The organism is Natrononativus amylolyticus (assembly GCF_024362525.1).
Lineage (GTDB): Archaea > Halobacteriota > Halobacteria > Halobacteriales > Natrialbaceae > Natrononativus > Natrononativus amylolyticus.
Map to the genome: position 1 here is coordinate 691,197 of NZ_CP101458.1, position 21,549 is coordinate 712,745.

General features: G+C 64.9%; 18 protein-coding genes. 9 read left to right on the plus strand and 9 right to left on the minus strand.

Features of this window, described 5'->3' with window-relative positions:
• Nucleotides 1-32 precede the first annotated feature (32 nt).
• Genes NMQ11_RS03510 through NMQ11_RS03540 form a run of 7 tightly spaced genes read left to right on the plus strand, consistent with a single transcriptional unit; the run spans nt 33 to nt 7,920 of the window.
• Complete coding sequence (locus tag NMQ11_RS03510) at nt 33-395, plus strand: response regulator (protein ID WP_255170011.1); 363 nt, start codon at nt 33-35, stop codon at nt 393-395.
• Complete coding sequence (gene cheB / locus NMQ11_RS03515; RefSeq protein ID WP_255170012.1) at nt 392-1,540, plus strand: chemotaxis-specific protein-glutamate methyltransferase CheB; 1,149 nt, start codon at nt 392-394, stop codon at nt 1,538-1,540. Before NMQ11_RS03510 ends, cheB begins: the two co-directional genes overlap by 4 nt.
• The gene (locus tag NMQ11_RS03520; protein ID WP_255170013.1) at nt 1,533-4,691 is read left to right on the plus strand and encodes an Hpt domain-containing protein; all 3,159 of its coding nucleotides are present in this window, start codon (nt 1,533-1,535) and stop codon (nt 4,689-4,691) included. The genes cheB and NMQ11_RS03520 overlap by 8 nt, the downstream gene beginning before the upstream one ends.
• 55 nt (nt 4,692-4,746) lie before the next feature.
• Entirely contained in the window at nt 4,747-5,352 is a 606-nt protein-coding gene (locus NMQ11_RS03525; RefSeq protein WP_255170014.1) for a chemotaxis protein CheC, read from the plus strand.
• Nucleotides 5,349-6,587, plus strand: a complete 1,239-nt coding sequence (locus NMQ11_RS03530) for a chemotaxis protein CheC (protein WP_255170015.1) — start codon at nt 5,349-5,351, stop codon at nt 6,585-6,587. Before NMQ11_RS03525 ends, NMQ11_RS03530 begins: the two co-directional genes overlap by 4 nt.
• Complete coding sequence (locus NMQ11_RS03535; protein WP_255170016.1) at nt 6,584-7,099, plus strand: chemotaxis protein CheD; 516 nt, start codon at nt 6,584-6,586, stop codon at nt 7,097-7,099. Before NMQ11_RS03530 ends, NMQ11_RS03535 begins: the two co-directional genes overlap by 4 nt.
• Complete coding sequence (locus NMQ11_RS03540) at nt 7,096-7,920, plus strand: CheR family methyltransferase (protein ID WP_255170017.1); 825 nt, start codon at nt 7,096-7,098, stop codon at nt 7,918-7,920. The genes NMQ11_RS03535 and NMQ11_RS03540 overlap by 4 nt, the downstream gene beginning before the upstream one ends.
• Nucleotides 7,921-8,064: 144 nt before the next feature.
• Here NMQ11_RS03540 and NMQ11_RS03545 read toward each other — a convergent pair whose 3' ends face one another.
• Nucleotides 8,065-10,692 carry a methyl-accepting chemotaxis protein gene (locus NMQ11_RS03545; protein ID WP_255170018.1) on the minus strand — a complete coding sequence of 876 codons (2,628 nt, stop codon included), beginning with the start codon at nt 10,690-10,692 and terminating at the stop codon, nt 8,065-8,067.
• A gap of 198 nt (nt 10,693-10,890) precedes the next feature.
• On the opposite strand from NMQ11_RS03545, the gene NMQ11_RS03550 reads away from it, so the two are divergent.
• A complete protein-coding gene (locus NMQ11_RS03550; RefSeq protein WP_255170019.1) occupies nt 10,891-12,006 on the plus strand; it encodes a hypothetical protein in 1,116 nt (371 codons plus the stop codon).
• Here the strand turns inward: NMQ11_RS03550 and NMQ11_RS03555 are convergent.
• From NMQ11_RS03555 to NMQ11_RS03585, 7 genes are read right to left on the minus strand one after another with little or no spacing between them, the layout of a single operon-like run.
• Nucleotides 12,000-12,689: a DUF7289 family protein gene (locus NMQ11_RS03555; RefSeq protein ID WP_255170020.1), complete on the minus strand. Its 690-nt coding sequence runs from the start codon at nt 12,687-12,689 to the stop codon at nt 12,000-12,002. The two genes, NMQ11_RS03550 and NMQ11_RS03555, sit on opposite strands and share 7 nt — an antisense overlap.
• Nucleotides 12,690-12,742: 53 nt before the next feature.
• Nucleotides 12,743-13,261 carry a DUF7266 family protein gene (locus NMQ11_RS03560; RefSeq protein ID WP_255170021.1) on the minus strand — a complete coding sequence of 173 codons (519 nt, stop codon included), beginning with the start codon at nt 13,259-13,261 and terminating at the stop codon, nt 12,743-12,745.
• Nucleotides 13,261-13,710, minus strand: a complete 450-nt coding sequence (locus tag NMQ11_RS03565) for a DUF7261 family protein (RefSeq protein WP_255170022.1) — start codon at nt 13,708-13,710, stop codon at nt 13,261-13,263. The genes NMQ11_RS03560 and NMQ11_RS03565 overlap by 1 nt, the downstream gene beginning before the upstream one ends.
• Nucleotides 13,704-14,354, minus strand: coding sequence for a DUF7288 family protein (locus tag NMQ11_RS03570; protein WP_255170023.1), 651 nt, complete (start codon nt 14,352-14,354; stop codon nt 13,704-13,706). Before NMQ11_RS03570 ends, NMQ11_RS03565 begins: the two co-directional genes overlap by 7 nt.
• Nucleotide 14,355: 1 nt before the next feature.
• Complete coding sequence (locus NMQ11_RS03575; RefSeq protein WP_255170024.1) at nt 14,356-14,838, minus strand: DUF7287 family protein; 483 nt, start codon at nt 14,836-14,838, stop codon at nt 14,356-14,358.
• 1 nt (nt 14,839) lies between these two features.
• Complete coding sequence (locus tag NMQ11_RS03580; protein WP_255170025.1) at nt 14,840-16,900, minus strand: type II secretion system F family protein; 2,061 nt, start codon at nt 16,898-16,900, stop codon at nt 14,840-14,842.
• Nucleotides 16,897-20,367, minus strand: coding sequence for an ATPase, T2SS/T4P/T4SS family (locus NMQ11_RS03585; protein WP_255170026.1), 3,471 nt, complete (start codon nt 20,365-20,367; stop codon nt 16,897-16,899). Before NMQ11_RS03585 ends, NMQ11_RS03580 begins: the two co-directional genes overlap by 4 nt.
• 286 nt (nt 20,368-20,653) lie before the next feature.
• Between NMQ11_RS03585 and NMQ11_RS03590 the strand changes: the two genes are divergently transcribed.
• A complete protein-coding gene (locus NMQ11_RS03590) occupies nt 20,654-20,905 on the plus strand; it encodes a PRC-barrel domain containing protein (RefSeq protein WP_255170027.1) in 252 nt (83 codons plus the stop codon).
• A gap of 126 nt (nt 20,906-21,031) precedes the next feature.
• Here the strand turns inward: NMQ11_RS03590 and NMQ11_RS03595 are convergent, their stop codons facing one another.
• Nucleotides 21,032-21,460 carry a universal stress protein gene (locus tag NMQ11_RS03595; protein WP_255170028.1) on the minus strand — a complete coding sequence of 143 codons (429 nt, stop codon included), beginning with the start codon at nt 21,458-21,460 and terminating at the stop codon, nt 21,032-21,034.
• Between the last annotated feature and the right edge of the window lie 89 nt (nt 21,461-21,549).

Consider the following 21,549-nt stretch of genomic DNA (forward strand, 5'->3'; position numbering starts at 1 on the left):
GCTATTACTATCGGATTGTGGTGTACAATTGAATGTCGAAAGGGGTGCTCATCGTGGACGACTCTCATTTTATGCGGAATCTACTCCGGCAAATTCTCGAACAGGAGTACCGCATCGTAGGAGAGGCGTCTAACGGAGCCGAAGCCGTCAAACTGTACAAGGAACGGAACCCCGACATCGTCATGATGGACATCGTGATGCCCAAGTGTAACGGCATCAAGGCGACCGCGGCGATCAAGAAGCTCGATCCCCGGTCGCGCGTCATCATGTGTACGAGTGTCGGACAGCGAGAGAAGATGAAACTGGCCGTGAAAGCGGGCGCCGACGGCTACGTGACGAAGCCGTTCGAGGAGCCGAGCGTCCGGAAGGCCCTGGCTGACGTCGTCGCGGTATGACGTGCGTACTCGTTGTCGACGACTCGCAGTTCGTGCGGACAGTCGTCGGCAACGCGCTCGCAACGGCCGGCTACCGCGTCGAGACCGCCGCCGACGGTCGCGAGGCCGTCGCCGCGGCCGACCGATACGAGCCGGCGGTCATCACGATGGACGTCGAAATGCCGGGGCTGGGCGGTATCGACGCGGTCGAGCGGATCATGTCGACCACTCCGACCGCGATCCTCATGCTCAGCGCCCACACCGAACGAGGGGCCGACGCGACGCTCGAGGCACTCGAGCGCGGCGCCGTCTCGTTCGTTCACAAGCCCGACGGCTCCGACTCGCGGAACCTCGCGCACCTGACCGAGGCGGTCGTCGAGGCGGTCGACGAACTCGTCGCGGCGGACGTCTCCTCGCTCGCGCTCGCGCGGGCGGCGGCGGCCGTCCACTCGACGGGGCCGAACCGCCACCGCCGAGTCGCCGTCGCCGGCGGCAGCGCGAGCCAACGGGAGCCGGATGCGACGGCTCGAGGCCGGGGCGCCTCGACGAGCCGGGCGGTCGACGTCGACGCCGGCGAGCCGACGGTCGTCGTCGGCGCCTCGACCGGCGGACCGAAGATCGTCGAGGGGCTGCTCGCCGGCCTTCCCGCGGCCCTGGACGCGACGGTGCTCGTGGTCCAGCACATGCCCGCCGGATTCACCGGCCGATTCGCGAGCCGCCTCGACGAGATCAGCGAGTACGACGTCCGCGAGGCTCGAGACGGTGACCGGATCGACGCCGGCGAGGCGCTCGTCGCACCCGGCGGATACCACCTCGAGGTCGCCGCCAGCGTCGGCGGTCGCGTTCGCGTTCGGCTCGACGACGGCGAGCGTCGCCACGGCGTTCGGCCGGCGATCGACGTCACGATGCAGACCGCCGCCGAACGGGTCTCGGGGCCGCTCTGCGGCGTCGTCCTGAGCGGCATGGGTCGTGACGGCGCGGCGGGGATCGAAGCGATCGCCGCCGCCGACGGGGTGACGGTCGCACAGGACGAGGCGACGAGCCCCGTCTTCGGCATCCCCGCCAAGGCGATCGAAACCGGTTGCGTCGACGCCGTCGTCCCCGCAGAACGGCTCGCGGACGAACTCGTCGACGCCCTTACAACGAACGGAGAGAACGATGACTGACGACTACTGGAGCGACTTCGTTCACGAGAGCGAAGAGCACATCACGGAACTCAACAACGCGCTGCTCGCCCTCGAGGGAAGCCCCGACGACCGGCAGGCGATCGACGGCATCTTCCGGATCGCCCACACCCTCAAGGGGAACTGCGGAGCGATGGGGCTGACGCGGGCGAGCGACCTCGCCCACGCGCTCGAGGACCTCCTCGACGGCGTCCGAACGGGCGCGGTCGACGTCTCGCCGGCGCTCATGGACACCGTCTTCGACGGCGTCGACGCCCTCGAGGCGATGATCGCGGAGGTGGACGACGGCGGCGAGGTCGAGACCGATCCGGGGGCGACGATCGAGGCGATACGCGCCCGGATCGACGCGGCCGAAGAACCCGACGCCGGGGAGCTGACGGCGCCCACCGACGAGGAACTCGAGGCCGTCCTCGCGCGGTTCGACCCGCCTACGGACCCCGACCACGACGCGTTTCTCGCCCGCCTCGCGATCGCCGACGCTGGCGGCGACGACGACGGGGTTCGCGTCGTCACGGCGCTCGAGGACGCGTTCGAACTGCTCGGCACCGACCCCTCCCTCGAGGCGATCGAGAACCGGGAGTACGGCTCGCGATTCGACGCCGTCTTCGCCAGCCCGGTCGGCGAGGGAGCGATCGCGGCCGCCCTCGAACCCGTCGACGCCGTCGACGCCTTCGAGATCGTGACCGTCACGGGCCGGCTGGAGCGGGCCGCCGACCGGGAGGGGCCGCTGTCCGGACTCGACTCGCCGCGGACGAACCTCTCGACGGACGACGCACAGGAGCTCTCGGTCGACGAACTGCTCGACGAGTTCGAGGAGTTCGACGACCTCGACGCGATGGTCGAAGAGACCGACGGGGACGACCTCGACGTCTTCGACGAGATGGGCGAGGCGGGCTCGTTCGACGACCTGCTCGGCGACGCCGGCCTCGAGCCCGTCGACGCGCCCGACGAGCCGAGTTCCCCGGAGCCGACCGAGGCAGACGACGACGTCGGTGACGACGCGGGTGCGGTCTTCGCCGAGCTCAAAGACGAAGTCGAGATGGTCGGCTTCGAGGAGCTCCAGGACGAACTCGACGAGCTCGAGTTCGACGAGTTCGACAGCGACGACGAGGTCAGCATGGCCGAACTGCTGGGCGAGGACGCCGACACCGACGACTCGTTCCTCGCGGTCGACGACGAGGTCGACGCGGCAGACGCCTTCGAACCGGAGACGTCCGAGGCAGTCCCCGAAGAACCGGAGACGTCCGAGTCTCCTGCGAGGGTGAGCGAGTTCGAGGGGGCCGACGACGAAGCCACCGAGGTCGACCTCGACTCCGCCGCCGAGGCGGACCCCGACGACGTGACCGTGTCGTTCGAGGAGGCCGACGACGTGGCCGACAATCGAGCCGAGGCGGACGACGCCACGGCGGACGACGAGTGGACTCCCGAGTTCGACGGGACAGACGAAACGCAGGCGGAAGACGAAGCGATCGCCGACGAGTTCGCGGACGACGGGTTCGACAGCGAGTTTGCCGACGACGAGTTCGGGACCGACGGTGACTGGACCTCCGAGGACGAAGCGGACCCGTTCGCCCTCGAGGAGCCGGCCGACGACGCGCTCGACGGGTTCGGAACCGCGGACGACCTCGAGTCCTCGGACGGGTTCGATGCGCCCGGTGGCGCCGACGAGTTCGGCGCGTTCGAACCCGGCGACGATTCTATGGGGGACGGATTCGACGACGACTTCGCGCTGGCGCCCGAGGACGACGCGGCAGGCGTGGACGACCTCGAGTCGGCCGACGAGTTCGAGACGCCCGCGTTCGAGGGAGTCGACGACTTCGGCGGTGTCGACGAGCCGGCCGCGTTCGATCCGGCCGAGAGCGCCGCCGGCGACGTCGGCTTCGAGGAGACGGACGACTCGTCGACGACCGACCGCGTCGTCGCGGAGGCGCCGCCGTTCCCGATTCCCGATCTCACGGTTCCGGAACCGAGAGAGGGCGCGATCGGCGACGAGAGCGAGGGCCTCCAGTCGGTCCGCGTCGACGTCGAGCAGATCGACTCGCTGCTCACTCTGGTCGAGGGGCTGGTCACGAGCCGCGTTCGCTTGCGACACGCGATCGAAGCCGAAGAGGACCCCAAGACGGTGGCTCGAGAGCTCGACGACCTCGAGAGCATCACGTCGGACCTCCAGGAGACGGTGATGGACGTTCGGCTCGTCCCGCTCCAGACGGTCACGAACCGGCTGCCGCGGGTCGTCCGCGACATCGCCAGAGAGCAGGACAAGGAGGTCGCATTCGAGATCGACGGCGAGGACGTCGAACTCGACCGGAGCATCCTCGATCGGATCGGCGATCCGCTGATCCACCTGGTCCGGAACGCCGTCGACCACGGTATCGAGACGCCCGAAGAGCGCGAGGCCGCGGACAAGCCCCGCGAGGGAACCGTCGAAGTCAGCGCGAGCCGGTCCCGTGACCGCGTTCGACTCGTCGTCGAGGACGACGGGAGCGGGCTTGACCCCGATCGGTTGCGCGACGCCGCCGTCGAAAACGGCGTGCTCACCGGCGACGAAGCCGCCGACCTCTCGGAGTCGGACGCCTACGACCTGATCTTCCACCCCGGCCTCTCGACGGCCGAGGAGGTGACGGACGTCAGCGGTCGCGGCGTCGGCATGGACGTCGTCAAGCGGACCATCGAGCGCCTCGACGGAACCGTCTCCGTCGACAGCGAACTCGAGGCCGGAACGACGGTGACGATGACGCTGCCGGTGACGGTCGCCATCGCCGACGTGCTCTTTCTCGAGGCCGGCGGAGTGTCGTTCGGCGTGCCGGTCAAGGCAGTACAGGACATCGAACACGGGGGAGCGATCGAGCGAGTCGACGGCCGGGACGTGCTTTCGGCCGACGACGCGGACGTACCGGTCGTCCGCCTCGCCGAGGAGTTCGACCTGCCGGCGGGCGACTCGAGCGCCGGCATGGTCGTCCGCCTCCGCGATGCGGTGCGGCCGGTCGCGTTGCACTGCGAGACGGTCTCCGGCCAGCAGGAAGTCGTCGTCAAACCGTTCGAGGGATTCATGGGGGACATTCCCGGCATCAGCGGCGCGACGGTTCGCGGTCGGGGCAACGTGGTCTCAATCCTGGATGTGACATCGATATGAACGGACGAACGCCGAACGAGCACCGATGCGAAACCGAACACAGACGGAGGAACACATGACGTTGAAAGTCGATATTCGAAAGCTAAGTTTCATCAATAAAATGGCAAAGGTCGGGACGAACGGCGTCGCCGATAACATGAGCAAACTCACGGGCGAAAACGCCCGGATGGAGGTGACGAAGACGAACTTCATCGACGTCGACGACATCCAGTCCCAGCTCGAGCCGGGCAAGCGCGTCGGCGTCCGGGTCCGGCTGCTCGACCCGCCACACGGACACATCCTCATCCTCTTTCCCGAGGCGAGCGCGAAGAAGATCACGGCGATCATGCTCAGCGACGTCGTCGACGACATGTCGAACGTCTCCGGGAAGATGGCCCGCAGCGCGGTCGAGGAGATGGGGAACATGATGGCGAGCGGGTTCATCGACGGCTGGGCCAACGTGCTCGGCCGCGGGATCGACATCGCCGCACCACAGCTGGTGTACGCCCCCGCCGGCGAGATCGTCGTCCGAACCGCCGGCCTCGGCGGCGACGACCTCGCGCTGTTTTTCGACTCCGATCTGTCGGTGCCGAGTTACCAGATCGAAGCCGAGATCTACGCCTTCCCCGAGCTCGAAACGTTCGTCGAGATGGTCAACGGTATCGACGTCCAGCCCGCATGAGACTCGACGTCAACGCCCTGGGGACGTTCTACCGCATGGCCCGCGAGGGCGCCGGCCTCGCCGCCGGTCGTCTCACCAAGATGACCGGCGTCGACACGCAAGTCGGCGTGACGAAACTCAACTTCATGCGCGGCGGCGAGATCCGCCACGAGTTCGACGACGACGCCGAGAAGGTCGGCATTCGCGTCGAGCTCACCGGCGGGGTCGACGGCCACTCCGTCGTCGTCTTCGATCGGGAGAGCGCGTTCCGAATCGTCGAGATGCTCGTCGCCGAGCCCGACATCGACGAGTTCGACGAGATGAGCCGGAGCGCCGCGACCGAGGTCGGCCAGGTGATGAACAGCGGTTTCATCGACGGCTGGGCAGACGTCCTCGAGACGGTGATCGACGTCTCGACGCCGGAGTTCATCGAGGGCGAGACCGCGGCGCCGTTTCTCGACGACATCGAGGAGACACCCGACGAGGGCGACCTCGCACTGCTCTTTCAGAGCCAGATCGAGGCCGTCGGAACCGAGATCAGCTTCGACCACTACCTGTTTCCGAAGCGGGAGTCGATGGCCCAGCTCCTCGAGCGCCTGCGCGAGAACGACGGCATCGAGTACGACAAGCTCGAGGGGTTCGACCGGATGGCCGAGCAGGGCGCAGAGGAGGTCGCGAAGACGGCGACCACGCTCACCGGCATCGACACGCGCGTCGAAATTCGCCGGCTCAACTTCGTCTCCCTCGAGACGATCCCCGAGCAGGTCGCAGACGAGATGCTCGTCGGCGTCGCCTTCGAGTTCGACGGCACGCCGAGTGGCTACCTCCTGTTCCTGTTCGACGAGGACTCCGCCCACGAGATCGTTGACGCGATGGTGCCGACGGCGACCGGCGACGGCGCCGGGTTCGACGAGATGGAGACGAGCGCGATCACGGAGCTCGGGAACATCATGGCGAGTGGTTTCCTCGACGGCTGGGCGAACGTCCTCGATACGACGATCGACCACTCGCCGCCGGAGTTCATCCACGACTACGGCGCCGCGGCCGTCGACCCCGTGATCATCCAGCTCGGCGAGAACCAGGAGTTCGCGTTCGTCTTCGACACGGTCGTCACCGCCGACGGCCGGGAGTTCGACTGCGACGTTTACGCGATCCCCGACGAGGCGGACCTCGAGCGCGCGCTGAACGACCTCGACGTCGGCCGCATCGCGGAGACGCCGACGACCGCGACCTTTCAGGAACTCGAGCAGACATGAAGACGTACGGAAGCGAACCGGGAACCCCCGACCCGGTCCAGGTCGGCATCTCAGAACTCGTCGTCAGCGAGGGTGACGATACGCTCAAATCCTACGGGCTCGGTTCCTGTCTCGCGATCGCCCTCTACGATCCCGACACCGATATCGGCGGCCTCGCCCACATCATGCTCCCCGACGGGGACGCAGCCGACAACAGCGACACGAAACCCGGGAAGTACGCCGACACGGCGATCCGGGCGCTCCTCCGGCGCATGGTCGAACGCGGCGCGAGCTACACCGCCGTCGAGGCCAAGATCGCCGGCGGCAGCGACATGTTCCAGTTCGAGAGCTTCGGCGAGGGCGTCGGCAACCGAAACATCGCCGCGGCCAGGGAGGAACTCGAGAAACTCGGCGTGCCGCTCATCGCCGAGGACGTCGGCGGCAGTTCGGGCCGCACCGTCGAGTTCACGCCGGGGACGGGCGCCCTCACCGTCAGAACCGCCGACGGCGAGCACGGAGTGACGGAGCTGTGAGTACCGCCGCCTTCGACTCCCTGCTCGCGTACGTCGAGGACGAACTCGGCTTCGCGACGAGCCACTACAACGACAGCTACCTCGACCGGCGGATCGCCTCGCGGATGCGCCGAACCGGCACGGACTGCTACGAGACGTATTTCGATACCCTGCGGTCTCAACCCGCCGAACAGGAGGCGCTGCTCGAGTCGATGAGCATCAACGTCACCGGCTTTTTCAGAAACCCCGAGGTGTGGGACGGCCTCCGGTCCGTGTTACGGACGCTGGCGGCCGAGAACGAGCGCGTTCACGTCTGGAGCGCCGCGTGCGCCGACGGGCGCGAACCCTACTCGCTGTCCATGCTCGCCCACGCCGACCCCCGAATCGACGAGTCCTCGGTGCACGTGCTCGCGACGGACATCAGCGAACCCGCCCTCGAGACGGCCCGACGCGGCGTCTACGAGGAGTCTCGCACCGTCGACATCGCCTCCCAGCTCGAGTACCTGCCGAACTACCGGGCGTACGTCGACCGCGAGGGACCGTACTACCGCGTCGCCGACACGGTCAAACGACGGGTCACGTTCGAGCGCCACGACCTGATCAACGACGAGCCGAAAGCCGGGTTCGACCTCGTCGTCTGTCGCAACCTGTTCATCTACATCGACACCGAGTACAAGCAGTCGATGCTCGAGACCCTCTCCCGGTCGCTCCGACCGACCGGGTTCCTCGTGATCGGCAAGGCCGAGACGCTCCCGTCCGCGCTCAAATCGACGTTCGACGTCCACCGTAGCCGCCTCCGGATCTACCGCCGCACCGTCGAGGCGTCCGTTCCGCGGCGCTGACCGCCGCCCCACGATCCTCGTTCTCGAACCGATCGACTCTCCGGTTCACCCACTACACCCGTCGCAAACGGTGCGCTATCGAACCCGTAGACCGGTGGCGCCGTCTCGAGTGACGTCCGTAAGAGAAGAATCCGCGGCGGACCGTTATCGGCCGTCGCCGAACGTGAAGACGTCGTCCGCCGACTCCTCGTCGGCAGCGTCGTCATCGTCTTCCGCAGCGTTATCATCGTCTTCCGCAGCGTTATCATCGTCTTCCGCAGCGTCGCCGGCAAGCGGGTCGTCGCCGGGTAGCAGCGGATCGCGCTCGTCGGATCCACTCTCGGGAAGCAGCGGATCGCGGCCCTCGAACGACTCTTCGCTCGACGCCGGCGCGTCGTCGACGCCGAAGTCCAGCTCAGCCGCGTCGTCGACGGCGGCCGGTTGCTCGTCTCCCGAGTGGTCGGGAGCGAACTGCTCCGCAGAATCGGCCGGGAGCTCGAGCGGCTCCGCCTCGTCGGTCGGCGCCGCGAGCACGTCGGTCTCGTCGTGTGCGACCTCGACCGGGAACGCACCCTCGAGGTCGATCTCGGCGTCGGTGTCGAATCTGTCGAGCGCCTCCGAGAGCGTCGACGCCTGGCTCGCCAGGTCGCTCGCGCTGCGAGAGACCTCGGTGAGCGCCGTCGTCTGCTCCTCTGCGGCGGCCGCGACGTTTTCGCTTTCGGCGCTGGTCTCCTCGGAGATCGTCGCCGCCTCGTCGACCATCGCGACGGCCTCCTGGGTCGACGCCGCCTGCTCCTCGCTGGCCGCGGAGATCTCCTGGACGCCGGTGTTCGTCTCCTCGGCGTAGTCGGCGATCTCGTCGAGTGCGTCAGCCGCTCGCTCGACGGAGTCGGTGTGTTCGGAGACCCGGTCGCTGGTGAGCTGGACCTCGTCTGCGGTCCGCTCGGTCTGCTCCTGAATCCGCTCGAGGCGCTGTTCGATGTCTTCTGCGGCCTGTTTCGTCTCCTCGGCGAGCTCTTTGACCTCGCCGGCGACGACGGAGAACCCTTCGCCGGAGTCGCCCGAACGGGCGGCCTCGATGTTGGCGTTCAGCGCCAGCATGTTGGTCTGTTCGGCGACCTCAGTGATGAACTCGATCAGCTCGTCGATCTGTTCCATCTCGGCCTCGAGGCGCTCGATTTCGGCGACCGCCTGCTCGGATTCGGCCTCGATATCGTTCATGCCCGCGATGGCCGCCTGGGCCGCGTCCCGACCCTGTTCGCCCGTGTTCGCGGTGCGCTCTGCGATGTCGGCGACCTGGTTCGAGGAGGCCGCGATCTGTTCGATCGTCGTCGAGAGGCCGTTCATCTCGTAGGTGACCGACTGTAGACTCTCGTTCTGGCGGTCGGCGCCGTCGGAGATCTCCTGGACGGACTCGGTGACCTGCTCGGAGGCCGACCGCACCTCCTCGCTCGAGGCGGTGACCTGCTCGGAGGCCGTCGCGACCTCGGTGGCGAACGCCTTGAGCTGGCCGGTGGTCCGCTCGATCTCGCCGATCATCTCGTTGAACTCGACGGCGATCTCCTCCATCGCCTCGTTCTCGCTCGACTCGTCCATCCGGGCGGTCAGGTCGCCGTCCGCACAGACCTGCATGACGTCGCTGTACTCGTCGGCTTTCGCCTCGAGGTGGCGGTTCGTCCGTTCGGTCTCGGCGCGAGCCTGCTCGGCTTCCTCGCGGGCGTCCTGTGCCTCGCGGATCTGGTCTTTGAGCGAGTCGCGCATGCTGGCGAAACCGCCGTAGAGCTGTCCGATGCTGTCGATACGCTGGGTTTCGAACTCGACGTCGAGGTCGCCCTCCTCCATCCGGGCCGCCTTGGTGGTGAGACGGTCGATGGAACTCGAGATGTTGCGGGCGATCAGTCCTCCGATGCCGACGATCAGCAGGATCGCCCCGGCAGAGGCGTACAGGCCGTAGTCGCTGACGGTGTTGACGAACCCGTAGGCCTCGCTCTCGGGCGTGTGCGTGATGACGACCCAGTCGCTCCCCTCGGTCACCCGCATCGCGGTCGCGAGGTAGTCGTCGTCCGCGTACTGGCTGCCGACCGACGCGCTGAGCGCGTTGGCGGCCGCTCCGATCTCGTAGAGCTCCGGTTCGTTGTCGACGTTCGCGAAGTCGATGTCGTTGTCGTACGTTTCACCGAAGGACTCCCCCGCGGGGTCCATGACGATCGTCCCCTCCTCGTCCTCGGCGTTGACGATGTAGGAGATGCTGCCGTCGGCGTTAATCATCTCGTCGGAGTACGCCTCGAGGTCCATCGAGATGACGACGAAGTGCTGGCGGTCCTCCGCGACGCTCGCGTAGGTGAGCACCGGCGTGCCGTCGTGGGCCTCGTCGGCACCGAGAAGGATCGCGCCGTCGGTCCACTCGGAGTCCGTGATCACCGTCTCGTAGTCGAAGGCCGCGGCCCACTGCTCGTCGGCGTCCTCGAAGGAGGCGCCGTTGAGGTCGCGATCCGTGCTGTCGAGGACCACTTCGTCGTTGATGTTGACGTAGTGGATGCTGTGTATCCCGTCTTCGGTCTGTCTGACCGAGGAGATGTACTGGTGTGGCCGCTCTTCGTCGCCGATCTGTCCGGCGATACTCTCGACGAACAGCTCGTTACGGTCGTTCCACTGCTCGATGTTTCGAGCCTCGTGGTGAGCCAGCGTCTCCTGGTCGGCTACCACCCGCTGTTCGACCTCGCCGGCGATCTGGTCTGTACCCACGTAGCCTGCTGCCCCCACGGACAGGCCGAGAATGAGCAACGCGATCATAAACTTCGCCGCGAAACTCCGTCTGATGAATTTCGGTAGTACTCTTCGAACCGGGCCTAACATACGACCGATAGCGGTCCTCACTCCCAATAAAACCTTACCTACAATTATCATGTGTGAGAATACTTTTTTCCGAGAACCGCCGTGGATTCATCCCGATCGGACGATACATGAATCAGCCGCGAGTACCCCGTCCCGATGAGCGAGTCCGACTACCGTTCGTTCGTCGACCGGACGCGTGCGCTGATCGAGGCATCGCCCCCGACGACGCTCGAGGAGACCCGGTCGCTGCTCGTCGATCCGCTGCTCGCGACGCTCGGCTGGGACGTCCGGACGGACGGAACGCCAGACGCCGAGATCGAGGGGGCGGCCCTCGAGTACGTGCTCTCGATCGCGGAAACGCCGGCGCTGTTGGCCGCCGTCGAGCCGTTCGCGGAACCGCTCGCGGAGGCGCGGATCGAGGCGCTCGAGGCGACGCTGGCGCGAACCGGCGTCGACCGCGCGCTCTACACGAACGGGCGAACCGTGTTGTTACTCGGGAGGCGCGGCGGTCGACTCGAGCGTGCGGCCGTCGACTGGGCGGCGCTCCCGGAGAACGAACGGGCGCTCACAGCGCTCGAGCGGTCGACGCTCGCCGCTCGACTCGAGGACCCCACCCCCGCCTGCGGCGCCCGGCGACTCGCGATCGGGCGAGAGGAACTCGTCGCCGCGATCGTCGACGAACTCGCGGCGACGATCGGAGACGACCACGAGCCGATGCTCGAGGCCGCAACCGACCGGTTTCTCGAGGGACTCCGCGAGGAGCTGTCGACTCCGCCGGTCGAAACCGGGGATCGAACGGACGACGAACTCGAGGCGGCCGGTCGAACCGCCGAGGCCGGTGGCGCTGCGGATTCGGAGAGCACTAGTGTCGACGCCGGGGCGACTCGCTCGAGCGGGGACGGAGATCGAGCGGACGGAGCCGAGGGGGCGGAGCCAGCGGGTACCGACGAGGGCGACGGCGAGTTCGTGGTTCGGTTCTTCGGCGAGCGCGGATCGGTCGGCGCGATCGGCCACTCGACGCCCGCGGGGGCGCTCGTCCACGCCGCGGAGTTCCTCCTCGAGCGCGGCCTCTCGGGGGTGGAACTCCCCTGGGAGGTCGACGGGGAGGTCGTGCTTGCCGGAGAGGGGCTCGAGGGGCCGTCTCGTCAGCTCACGAACGGCTGGTATCTGAATACGGCAGGGGATCGGGAGGCGCTGGCTGACCGGGTCGAGGAGTTGGCGTCTCGAGCCGGGTTGCGGGCGATGTTGAGGGGCGATTGGGAGAGTCAGTAGTCGATGTCGACGACGACAATATCAATAGTGACCTTATCAGCATCACAGGTATAGGTATCGTCCTCAAATTCCCATTGTTTATTCTCGTCTTCGGGATCAAGAACATCCTCCCATACTTGGCTAGTGCTGGATTCGCCAGTGATTGTGATTTCAACAGCATCATTTTCCTCGACTGTTTTTCGTATCGACTCTTGCTCCGTGACAGTAAGTTCGAGGCTCCCGGAACTCTGTAGCGAACGATCAGTCGGTTCGATAACGACGAGCGAGATCAGTCCTGTGTTTTCCCCGCAACTCATTCGAGGCTCCCGTAGCGCGACGCTGCCCTCTCCATCGTCGCTGTGTCTGAAGATGCCACCGCCCTCGTAGGCGACGACTTCGGAGCCGAGTTGGTACTCGAGTGAACCGATCGGGACTTTTTCGCCGTCGAATTCTCCGTCGACCTCGAGTTCTGCACCGCCGTCTCCCGTACTGATCGTTCCGTCCCGAAGTGCGAGTTCACCCGATCGTTCCTCGATTGCATCGTAGCGCATCACGTCGTTGAAGTTGTCTGCGAGGGCGTCCATCGCTCGTTCGGCGTTGTGGATCTGTTCGCCCTCCTGGTAGTCCTCCATTGCCTGGAAGCCGGTAACGTACAGTAGCCCGACCGAGCCGATGATGATGGCGAACACGAGGACGAAGCCCATGACTTCGCTGACTGCGCGATCTCGGCCGTCGCTGTCAGAATCAATTACTCGAGTCATACGTTCTGAATCGAAACCCCCTCGTCTCCCGTAGAGACGATTTCGATGCTACCGCCGCGAGCCTCACTATCTTCGGCGACATTAGCCGATACTGGAACAAACACCGTCACGTCCTCGTTGTCGGCAGACAGTTTCAAACAGGAGTCTTTTATTTCATTTTCGTTCTCATCTTCATATTCTCTGATCATCCAGGCATCCGGTTCGTCACATTCATCGTACAACTCGACCGTATACGTCGAACTAGCAACTCGTTGAGGGTGTGACGTTCGAAGCGTTACTTTGTCATCGTCCTCCGTTGCCAGTCGATCGGCATCCGAGAGTTCACCCGACAGTCGCTCGCCGATCGTCTTGAGGGAGCCCTCCGCGCTCCGTTCGGTTTCGGACTCGAGCAGCGAGCCGGCACCGAGCATGAGCCCGGAGATCAGAACTGCAGTGATCCCGAGCGTTATCACGTGGGTGACCGTAATCGAAACGGCACGGTCGTCATTACGAAATCGTGTGTGCGTTCGATCCATTAGCTCTCACCCTTGTTAGGACAGTCCCCACCGGAAATGCCCTCGATCGTTTTCTCGACGGATACGTCGGTAGATTCGTAAATATACGTCAGATCGACACTGTCCTCGTTATTGTTTATACTAATCTCTTCCTGTGGAATATCCACGACCGCGGACCTCGAGTCGGATACCGATTGGTGATAGAGCTCTGCGAACGCTTTGATTTCCTCCATCTCCTCGTCGGTGTCTTCGAGGTCTTCTGCTTCGTGAACGAAGCAGCCAATGCCCTGTTTGATCTCGAGTTCGACCGTACTCGCGTGAGCAGTTTCGCCGCTTGTTCCACTCGAGGAAACCGTCTGCGTGTACAGCAAGCCGTTGAACACCACAACCACCCCGAGAATGATGAATGCGATCGCGATCGCAGAGACGAGGATCAATTGTCCACGATCCCGAGAACGGCCGCTTACCATACAACCACCCGCACTTCTACAACATTGTAGATGGCCCCATCATCCTCAGTCGGTTCATTTGGTATGGGATAATTAAATTCATCAGCATTCTCGAGTGACCCACTGTGGTCAGGTGTCCTGAAATCCTGATACTCGTAGAGCGTCACGGTGTAACTTGCCGTGACAGCAGTTGAGCTCGGTGATCCCTGATAGACCAGATACAGGTCGTCTTCTGCCTCCCCGTCAGAGTCCTGATAAACGAGTTCGACATTGTAGTTTTGACCACGCTCACCGAACCGTTCCTCGAGAATATTTCCAAGTAGACTTCTCTCCTCGAGTACGTCCTCATCGCTGAAACGGTCTGCAGTATACGCCGTCGTTTCAGCAGGAGCATTGCTCCTGTAGAACTCTTGCTCTTCAGGGTCTTCACTCGCGTTCCAGTATCTAACCAGTTGGGAGAGTTCACCCTCATTTTCCGTAACGATCAACGCATCCTGCACCTCCTGTTGCGTCTGTGCCTGACTCGAGCGGTCCACCGCTCCACCGGTCGTCGGCGTGATCACGACCGCCTGAAGCGCGAACAACACCGCCATGAGGACAATGATAGCGCCGATGAAGCCCTCTAGTGTGTACGCCTGTCCACGATCGTTGTTTGTTCGTCTCATCTTACCATACCCTCACGATCAGTCGGCAGGCGGGATCACACACCTTTTCTTCGACAGTGACGATCCGACTCGCACTCGCTGCAGTTTGCCCGTCTTCGTAGCTGTCGTCCGTTTCCCACTCATCACCGCTACCGAGTGGCTCGATCGTAACGTGGACGTTATCAATAGGATCGCCTTGATTATTCACTCGCAATCCCATTTCGGTGAGGTCGACATCCTCGAACTCGTCCTCGTTCCCGAAATCGAGATTATTCGGATCTCCATGCTCATACTGGCTCAGTATCTCCCCCGCAATCCGATCAGCCTGCGCCTGCTCCGCACTTCCAATGGACGAATCAAAGGGCGTCAGCAGCGACGGAACGAACGAGAAGACGAACGCCATCGCCAGCAGGAAGACGCCGATGCCGACGACGAAGTCCTGGGTGGTCTGGCCGCGCTCTGCGAGCGAGAGCGAAACGCGTCGGGGACGACTCGAGCCCGCCATCTCAGGCCACCATGATCCACGCCACGAGCGCGATCGTCGCGAGGACGATCACGTACTTGAGCCCGCTCAACAGGTCGGCGTCCCGGATGTAGCCGCTGATGAATCCCGCGAGGATCGCCTGGAGGGCGATCGCGTGGAAGAACAGCAGCGAGAGCATGTCGGTGTCGACGTTCTCGCTGAAGTCCGCGTCCCCGAGGTCGCCGCCGGCACCGCCGACGTCGCTCGTTCCCGCGTCGGCGCCGCCGGTCTCGAGGCCCGCCATCGTGTCGATGAACTGCGTCTTGAGGATGGCGATCACCGCGAGGAGGGTCATGAACGTCATGATGATGATGACGACCTGCATCAGGGTGCGGGACTTGCGCTCGCGTTCGATCTCGTCGTGGTTCTCGCTGGCGGTCGCGGCGGTGCGGAGGACGTCCGAGATCTGGTTCGAGGCCTCCTGGGCCTTGACGACGAGTTTGACCGTCCGGGCGAGTCTGGGGATGTGGTACTTGTTGTTGAACTCGACGAGCGCCTCCTTCAGGCTCATCCCGTAGTTGACCTTGGTGTGCATCATCTCGAACTCGCGGGCGAGCTTGCCGTTGGTCGTGTCCGCGACCGACTGCAGCGACTCGAGCAAGGTCAACCCCGTGTCGTTCGCGCTCGAGAGCTTCCGGAGGTCGTCCGAGAGCGTGTTGATGACCGCGTTCCGGGTCCGAACGTTCCACTCGCGGAAGATCGCCAGCGGGACCAGCGTCAGGTACAGCGGAACGTAGAGGTAGACGAACGTTCCCCAGATCGGCGCCGCCTGCATCCCCTCCCAGCTGGTCGGTGCCGAGCCGGTCATCATCCCCATCGTGACGACGACGAGCGCCGCCGGAACGGTGAGCGCGAGCGTGTACAGCGGGTTGTCCCGGAAGAAGATGTGAGGTTTCCGGAGCACCTGGACCGTCTCGTGGGTGCCCTCGCGGTTTTTGATCCGGTCGAAGACGCTGTGCTCGCCGGTGAACTGTTCGACCAGCCCGAGGTTGAGCAGGCTGCGGTTCTGTGCGCTCTCGATTCGCTTGTCGTCGCCGCCGACCGAGAGGAAGCCGTCGCCGGGCTCGTCGTGTTTGACCGTCGAGACGAGCACGATGAACGCGATCCCCGTCATCGGAATCAGCCCGTAGACGGTCAGGTAGAGCATCCCGTCGGAGACGTCCGCGGAGGGGATCATCTGCATGATGACGAGGATGATGATGAGCAGGAGGGGAAACAGCGAGAGGGTCATGTACATCTCGCCGAACAGCTCGAGCGTCTCGAGGGTCGTCTCCTGCTCCTGTTTGGCGGTTCGCATGTGCTTTTCCTTCTTGTCCTCGAGGAAGCTCTCCATGTCACCGCCGCTGTTGATGATCGAGAGCATGTCCGTCAGAAACTGCGAGAGGTCGTCGCTTGGCGTCTCGATCGCCTGCTTGCGGACTGCGGTCCGATAGTCGATGTCGAAGTACTCCGTCTCCTGGACGATGCTCTGGAACTCTTTTGCGACCTCACCGTAGGTGTCCTCGGCCTGGGCCATCGACTCGAGGATCTCGAGCTGGTTGAGCCCGCCGACCGACAGCGCGTACATGAACGAGATCGAGTCCGTCAGCAGCATGTTGATCTCGCGCTTGCGCGCCGACGCCCGCGAGTAGGGGATCGCGACGAGCGAGCCGAAGCCGGCGGCGAAGCCGACGGTTCCGAACACTACTCCGGTAACGAGCACCAGCGCCGGCACCCGCAGCGTCTCGATCAGTGAGAGCGCCGTCTCGTTCGGGACGGGCATCCGGGTGAGCGCCCCGACCGGCACCAGACCGGTCGCGAACAGCGCGTAGCCAAGGACGACGCCCAGGAACCACAGCACCAGTCCGGTGATGAACCCGACGCCCAGCGCTCGTGCCAGGTAGAGTTCGACGGTGTCGGCCATCCGGGCCTGGGCGAGTTTCAACTCGACGTCGCCGACGAACTGGCTGTCGTCGGAGAACAGGCGATCGTACAGGGGGTAAAACGCGTTCCCGAGCGAGTCGGAGCCGGCTGACATCCCCTGTGAGCCCGTCTGTAAACTCATTTCGCACCCTCGTCGTCGGGGTCGGCCTCGAAGATCGACTCGGCGTCCCCGTCGTCTTCTTCCTCGTCGATAGCCGCGGCCGGTTCGAACATCGAACCGCCGTCATCGGCGTCAGCCAGGGAGTCGCCGCCGAAGATCGACTCCGACTCGTCGCCGAAGATCGACCCGGTTTCGATCGGCTCGCGACCGTCGTCGTCCGCCGAGGAGCGATCGTCGAAGACCGATTCGTCGCCGTCCCCGGCGCGCGCGCCATCGAGCGACTCGCCGGCCGCCTCCTCCCGGGCCGCGTCTGAGTCCGGCGTCTCGCTCCCGAGGTTCTCGAGGGTGTCTTCCATGTCGTCGAACAGGCCGCCGAGGTCGGCTTCCTCGTCGTCGCCGCCGCCGGCCTCCTCGTCGTCGCCGACTTCTGCTGTCTCGTCGAACGACAGCTCCGCGGTCTCCGATTCGTCCGCGGCCGTCGCGTCCGCCGCTCGCTCGGCGCCGCCGCTCTCTGGCTCCGGTGCCGTTTCCGGGGCGTCGGCCGGGGATTCACTCGCCTCGGCGACATCTTCGGTCTCGTCGGCGTCGGCTGCCGCAGGGGCGGCGTTCGAGTCGTCCCCGATCGTCGCCGGCTCCGCCGGAGTGGAGTCGGCCTCGACGTCCTCCGGCGGCGCCTCGAGCGCCGGCCGCTCGGGCGTTTCAGCGTCGTTACCCGCCGACGTCTCGGCGTCTGCGGCGGCCTCCGCCGGCGACGGCTCCGCCGGTTCGGTGTCCGCACCGATCTCGAAGCCGCCGTCGTCGTCGAGCCAGGAGGGGGTGTTCTCGTCGTCGGTCGTGGTTCCGAACGTGAACTCGTCGCCGTCGCCGAAGTCCCACTCGTCCTCGAACTCGTCGTCGACCTCGATCGGATCGGCCGCCTCGACGCCGCCGAGTGCGCTCGCGAGTCCGCTCGGGACCTTTCCGCGGTAGTCCTCGAACAGGGACTCCTCGGCGCGCTCTAAGATGTCCATCGAGGTGTTGTACGTCTCCGTCGTCGACCCCGGTCTCGGCACCAGCTCCTCCTTCTCGGGGTCGACGTCGATCAGCACGCTCTCCATCTCCCGGAGGTCCTCGAGGCTGTCCTCGAGCTGGCCGTTGGCGATCAGCGTGAGGATCGTGTCGGGGTCGTTGATGAACGCCTGGATCGTCGCGGCGACCTGCGCGTAGGTGTTGAGCTCGTTTTTGATCAGATAGGCCAGGATGATCTGGCGTTTGAACAGCTCGTCCTGGAGCTTCTCGTAGCTCCAGCCGCGGTCGAACTGGATCGCGTCGAGCGTGTTCGAATCGCCCATCTTGAGGTACTCGTCGGTTTCGGCCTGCCACTGGTAGACGTCCTGGACGTTGATCTCGTCGTGTTCGGCCTCGTAGTGGTTGATCTCCGTGAGCGACTTGTTCCGGCGGACCTTCCGGCCCTGGACCCGCGTCTGTGTCTGGATCGAGACCAGGTCCAGCGCCGTGAACATCGTCTTCGAGACGTTGATCGGGTCCGTCGTGAATCGCTTGAGCACCTCGTCGACGGAGTCCGCGTGGAACGTCGTGTAGGTCGTGTGACCCGTCGACATGACCTGGAACAGCGTTCGGCCTTCCTCACCGCGAATCTCACCCATCACGATGTAGTCGGGGCGCTGTCGAAGCGCGGCCTCGAGCAGGTCGAACTCGTCGACGTCGCCCGTGGAGTCGTCCGAAAAGGACGGGCGGGTGACGCTCGCGATCCAGTTTCGCTGGGGGAGTTCGACCTCGCGGGTGTCCTCGATGGAGACGATCTTCGTGGCCGAGGGGATGAACAGCGACACCGCGTTCAGGCTGGTCGTCTTCCCCGAGGCCGTCCCGCCGGCGAAGATCAGGCTCTTGTGGTTCTCGATGGCGAGCCAGAGGAACGCCATCTCCTCCAGGCTGAAGGTGTTCCAGTTGATGAGGTCGATCGGCGTGAACGGGACGTCCTTGAACTGCCGGATGGTGTAGTTGGTCCCGTGGTCGGAGACCTCCTTGCCGAGGGTGAGCTGGGCGCGCGAGCCGTCCGGCAGGGTCGCGTCGACCTGCGGCAGCCGCTTGCTGATCCCCTTGCCGGAGCGCTGGGCGAGTTTGACGACGAAATCGTCGAGCTCGGTCTGTCCGTGGTAGATGTTCGAGATGATCTGCTCGTACTCGGAGTGGTAGACGAAGACGGGCGAGTTGTACCCGTCACAGGAGATGTCCTCGACGTTGATGTCGTGTTTGATGCCGTCGATGCGCTCGTAGCCGATGAAGTCCCGCTTGAGCAGGTGGAGCAGTTTCTCGACCTGGTACTCGCTGAGGACGTCCGAATCCTCCTCGAGCAACACCGGCTCCGGGCGGGCCTCGATCCCCTCGAGCTGGCCCTCCTCTCGCTCGCCGTCCTCCTCGTCGTCGAGCAGGGTTTTCAGCGTCTCGATGATGCCCGCGTTCGTGGTTCCGGTGGTCCCTTCGTAGAGGTCGTAGCGCTCGAGCAGTCGCCGCGTTTCCGCGTCGATCACCGCCCGGCGGCTCTCCTCGTCGGCGGTCTGTTTGATCCCGTCGTCGGAGTACTTGATCGCCGTCCTGAGCTTGCCCGAGAGGAACTCCTGGAGCTCCGTCTCGATCGCCGTCAGGTACGGCTCGATCATGTAGTACTTCTTCTCGTTTTCCTTCTCGGAGTGGAAGATGATGACGAACGCGTATGGTTTGTTGACCCAGTAGCGCTCGACCTCCGTGAAGTGCTGTTTCTTGGCCAGCGAGACGGCCTTCTCGAGGTCGTACCGGTTGACGACGGTCGTGTGGCCGTCGGCCGTCGAGAAGAACTCGTCTTCGTCGATATCCTCGGCGACGTTGACCGTGCGCTCGTCGACGAGGTCGTCGAGCTCGCTCGCGGCCTGCCCGCCGGCGTGGAGGTACGCCTCGATCCGGTCGGGGTCGAACCCCAGGGCGTCCTTCTCGTCGTGCCGGACGATCTCGCCGTCGTCGTCCCGGGGCCTGTTGCCGTCCTCGTCGTAGTAGTACTCCCACTTGTAGTGCTCCCAGGTGTAGACGTCCTTGACGACCGGCGTCGTCTCCGGGTCGACGTACTCGAGAAAGACGTCCTGGAGGTAGTTCGCGTTCGGTCCGAAAACGTCGGTGATGAGGTCGGAGAGCTCGAGCGGATCGTAACCGAGGTAGGGAGTCGGGTCGAACTCGACGCGATCCCAGTCCGCGGCGGAGGGGGCCGTCGAACGCGGTTCCTCATCGGTGTCGATGCCGAGCTGATCGTCCGGACCGTCGGTTCCGTGGGGGTACAGCAGAGAGACTTCGTCACCGTGTCCGTACTCCGCCATGAACTCCGCCCACGTGTACTCGCCGACGCGGACGTCCGCACCTCGCGTCGGCTCGCGGGTCCGGTGGTCCGCCGCGCCACCTGCCGACGGTTCGCCGTCAGAAACCTGTCCGGCGTCCGACCTGTCGGCCTCGTCAATAGCCATTAACGTCCCTCACTGACCCACCCCTCAAAAAATTCATCCACCCATTACCAAGTCTGAGAATCCCGCAGTCCGTCTTTCGGCCCGGTCTCGAGGAATCGGTTTCGGCCGTCCGGCACCGAGAGTGTGCCGAGCGGCAGTCGTATCAAATTACTATGGGTTTTGTCGTCTCACTCGCTCGACGGCGGCGCTCACCCGGCAGGTGCGCCGCCGAGGTATTTCACCGGTGACGACATGTGTCCGACCGTCGGACGGCTGCGAACGATCCCGACACCCCGAGAGCACTACCATGGTTACACTCGATTCAAGCGAGGAAGGCAAGACCGTTCTCGACGACGACGGCCGGGAAGTCGGCGTCGTCGTCGAAGTAGAGCGCGGCCGAGCGTACGTCGATCCCGACCCGTCGATGCTCGACGAGATCGGGTCGCGCTTCGGCGTGTCGAACGCCGACGAGGATACGTTCCCCATCGAAGCGGACGACGTCCGTGCCGTCACCGACGAGGAGATCCACCTCACCGAGTGGACCGACCCGAACGTCTGAGCCGGTCTGCTGTAACGACTTGGGCGCAGCCGCGGGGCGGTTCGTGGGTGCGCCGGAACTGACGGACAGGAGTCCGCACGAAGCCCGGGTTTCCGATCGTCGGCCGGGCGGCGAGCGGCGACTGTCCTACTCGACTTGCGGGAGGACGACCACCGGAACCGACGCCTCCTTGACCATTCGGCGAGCGACGTCGCCGGTGAGCAGTTCGGCGATCCGGTTGCCCTCCCGCGGAACGAACGCGACGGCGTCCGCGTGTCGCTCCCGTGCGCCGTCAAAGATCGTCTCGACGACGTCGGTCCCGTACAGAACGTCAGTCTCGACGGTCGCACCCGCGGACTCGAGCGGGCCGCGCGTTCGCTCGAAGATGTCGTCCGCGACGTCCTCCCGCGCTTCCATCGGCGCCTTGTCGATGCCGCCGCCGGCCTTTTCGACGACGTGGACGACGACGGCCGTACTCGACTCCGAGAGCCGCGGTGCGAGCGCGCGTGCGGTCCGCTCCCCGTCGTCGGGGTCCGCCGCGGGGACGATCACCAGCCCATCGAATCGGAGCGTCATCGGTCGATCACCGCGAAACTGCCGCGTCGTCCGTCGCGCCGGACCGTCGTCCGTCGGATTGCGGATCGAATCATCTCGAGGGAGGGTTC

Bases quoted from the DNA above. Each gene is read 5' to 3' on its own strand.
- NMQ11_RS03510 (WP_255170011.1), top strand. From the start codon at position 33: ATGTCGAAAGGGGTGCTCATCGTGGACGACTCTCATTTTATGCGGAAT.
- cheB (WP_255170012.1), top strand. From the start codon at position 392: ATGACGTGCGTACTCGTTGTCGACGACTCGCAGTTCGTGCGGACAGTC.
- NMQ11_RS03520 (WP_255170013.1), top strand. From the start codon at position 1,533: ATGACTGACGACTACTGGAGCGACTTCGTTCACGAGAGCGAAGAGCAC.
- NMQ11_RS03525 (WP_255170014.1), top strand. From the start codon at position 4,747: ATGACGTTGAAAGTCGATATTCGAAAGCTAAGTTTCATCAATAAAATG.
- NMQ11_RS03530 (WP_255170015.1), top strand. From the start codon at position 5,349: ATGAGACTCGACGTCAACGCCCTGGGGACGTTCTACCGCATGGCCCGC.
- NMQ11_RS03535 (WP_255170016.1), top strand. From the start codon at position 6,584: ATGAAGACGTACGGAAGCGAACCGGGAACCCCCGACCCGGTCCAGGTC.
- NMQ11_RS03545 (WP_255170018.1), bottom strand. From the start codon at position 10,692: ATGATCGCGTTGCTCATTCTCGGCCTGTCCGTGGGGGCAGCAGGCTAC.
- NMQ11_RS03550 (WP_255170019.1), top strand. From the start codon at position 10,891: ATGAGCGAGTCCGACTACCGTTCGTTCGTCGACCGGACGCGTGCGCTG.
- NMQ11_RS03555 (WP_255170020.1), bottom strand. From the start codon at position 12,689: ATGGGCTTCGTCCTCGTGTTCGCCATCATCATCGGCTCGGTCGGGCTA.
- NMQ11_RS03560 (WP_255170021.1), bottom strand. From the start codon at position 13,261: ATGGATCGAACGCACACACGATTTCGTAATGACGACCGTGCCGTTTCG.
- NMQ11_RS03565 (WP_255170022.1), bottom strand. From the start codon at position 13,710: ATGGTAAGCGGCCGTTCTCGGGATCGTGGACAATTGATCCTCGTCTCT.
- NMQ11_RS03570 (WP_255170023.1), bottom strand. From the start codon at position 14,354: ATGAGACGAACAAACAACGATCGTGGACAGGCGTACACACTAGAGGGC.
- NMQ11_RS03575 (WP_255170024.1), bottom strand. From the start codon at position 14,838: ATGGCGGGCTCGAGTCGTCCCCGACGCGTTTCGCTCTCGCTCGCAGAG.
- NMQ11_RS03580 (WP_255170025.1), bottom strand. From the start codon at position 16,900: ATGAGTTTACAGACGGGCTCACAGGGGATGTCAGCCGGCTCCGACTCG.
- NMQ11_RS03585 (WP_255170026.1), bottom strand. From the start codon at position 20,367: ATGGCTATTGACGAGGCCGACAGGTCGGACGCCGGACAGGTTTCTGAC.
- NMQ11_RS03590 (WP_255170027.1), top strand. From the start codon at position 20,654: ATGGTTACACTCGATTCAAGCGAGGAAGGCAAGACCGTTCTCGACGAC.
- NMQ11_RS03595 (WP_255170028.1), bottom strand. From the start codon at position 21,460: ATGACGCTCCGATTCGATGGGCTGGTGATCGTCCCCGCGGCGGACCCC.